This is a genomic window from Bacillus luti (assembly GCF_001884105.1).
Taxonomy (GTDB): Bacteria; Bacillota; Bacilli; order Bacillales; family Bacillaceae_G; genus Bacillus_A; species Bacillus_A luti.
In genome coordinates this window covers 1-796 of the sequence record NZ_MACI01000071.1, presented here as the reverse complement: position 1 = coordinate 796, position 796 = coordinate 1, and the positions used below count along the sequence as shown (strand labels likewise).

Annotated in this window: 1 protein-coding gene; it reads left to right on the top strand. The window is 35.8% G+C overall.

The features are described from left to right. On the top strand, window positions 1–796 hold a 796-nt coding region (locus tag BAQ48_RS17855), incomplete at both ends, for an RNA-guided endonuclease TnpB family protein (RefSeq protein ID WP_165613804.1).

Sequence of the window (796 nt, the reverse complement as noted above, 5' to 3'; positions counted from 1 at the left end):
TACCGAAGCAAAAAGGTCGGTTCTTTGAGGTGCATTACACATATGAAATGCACGTTTCTCAAATGAAGAAACCATCTACGACTACTAGTAACGCTTTGAGTTGCGATTTAGGTGTAGATAGATTAGTAAGTTGTGTGACAAATACAGGTGATGCATTTTTAATTGATGGGAAAAAATTAAAATCCATTAACCAATACTTCAACAAAATGATACGTAATCTGCAACAGAAAAATATGGACAATGGAATGTCAAAACGTATTGTAACGAATAGAATGGCTGCACTTTGGCATAAACGAGAACGACAAATAAATGGTTACATTTCACAAGCGGTAGGCTTGTTGTTCAAAAAAGTGAAAGCATGTAATGTAGATACAATTGTCGTAGGGTATAACGCTGGTTGGAAACAAAAATCTGATATGGGAAAAAAGAATAATCAAACATTTGTTCAAATCCCATTTCATAAACTGATGACAGCAATTGAGAATAAATGTATAAAAGAAGGCATCCGATTTGTAAAACAAGAAGAAAGCTATACTTCAAAAGCTAGTTTTCTGGATAAGGATCCAGTTCCAGTTTGGGCTAAGGATGATAGGACCCATTATCCTTTTAGTGGCAAACGAATCACGCGTGGTCTGTATCAAAGTAAAGCAGGCATATGTATCCATGCGGATATTAATGGTGCGCTGAATACATTGCAAAAATCAAGAGTTGTAGAATTAGATGAAAATCTCAAAGTGAAAACGCCGATTCTATTAAAAGTGCAAAAACGTAAGGCCGTTGCTTCGCGCATAGCTTA